This is a genomic window from Nocardia sp. NPDC058666, from assembly GCF_042714895.1.
Classification (GTDB): Bacteria; Actinomycetota; Actinomycetes; order Mycobacteriales; family Mycobacteriaceae; genus Nocardia.
Genome location: NZ_JBHXRY010000108.1, coordinates 1 through 1,091, shown reverse-complemented (window position 1 = coordinate 1,091; position 1,091 = coordinate 1). Strand labels below are relative to the sequence as shown.

General features: G+C 65.0%; 1 protein-coding gene. It reads left to right on the top strand.

Translation table 11 applies throughout. The annotated features are described in order from the left end of the window. The coding region (locus ACFWVD_RS28840; protein ID WP_379248082.1) for a hypothetical protein at positions 1-1,091 on the top strand (1,091 nt) is incomplete at both ends.

Here is a 1,091-nt window from a genome sequence, read left to right as displayed (position 1 = left end):
GCGCAAAGGACGGCGAATACTGGATCGTCACCACGCGTGACGGCACTCGCTACCACTTCGGCCGGCACAACGTCGGTGCCCACGGCGACGGCTCATCACCGCAGACGGTCACCGACTCCGTCTTCACCGTCCCGGTCTTCGGCAACCACCCCGGCGAGCCTTGCTACCAAACGGCTTACGCGAACTCCTCGTGCGTTCAGGCATGGCGCTGGAACCTCGACTACGTCGAGGACGTCCACGGCAATGCCATGGTCATCGACTGGGCGAAGGAAGAGAACCGCTACGCCAAGAACGAGAACTTCACGGAGAAGGACCGCAGCAAGGTCGGCTACATCCGCGGGGGCCACCCGACCCGCATCCTCTACGGACTCCGCGCAGACAATCTCGCGGGAGCGCCGGCCGGCCGCGTCGATTTCACCGTGAAGGAACGGTGTTTCGAGGACCGCGACACCAAGTGTGAGAACGCTCAGTTCGACTCCAAGAACGCTGACGACAAGCGAGGGTGGTGGGACACCCCCACCACCCTGTACTGCAAGATGGAGGCGGAAAACTGCTACATCTCCGCTCCGACCTTCTGGTCCCGTAAGCGTCTGGCCGCCGTCACGACCTACGCGCAGCGAACCGAGGGCTCCACTGCGCTCTCCAAGGTCGACCAGTGGGCACTGAACCAGTCCCTGCCGCACCAGCGGACCGACACGCATCCGCCCCTGTGGCTCGAGTCCATCACCCGGACCGGATACGGACCCAAGGACGGCGCCAATGGTGTCGCCCTGCCGGCGGTCTCCTTCCTGGCCAACACCGTCGACATGCCCAACCGGGTGGCCAAGTCGGCCACTGAAGCGACGCCCGACTTCGACCGGCTCCGGGTGGAGACGATCCGTACCGAGACCGGCGGCGAGATCTACGTCGACTACTCCGATCCGTGTCCGGTCGGTACCGGCGGTCTGACGGAGAAGGGGAACACCACCCGCTGCTTCCCGGTCCGCTGGTCCCCGGATCCGGACCTGGAGCCCGAGAAGACACCGATCGAGTGGTTCAACAAGTACGTCGTGGACAAGGTGGTCGAGAAGGACCGCGTTGCCCGGCAGCCT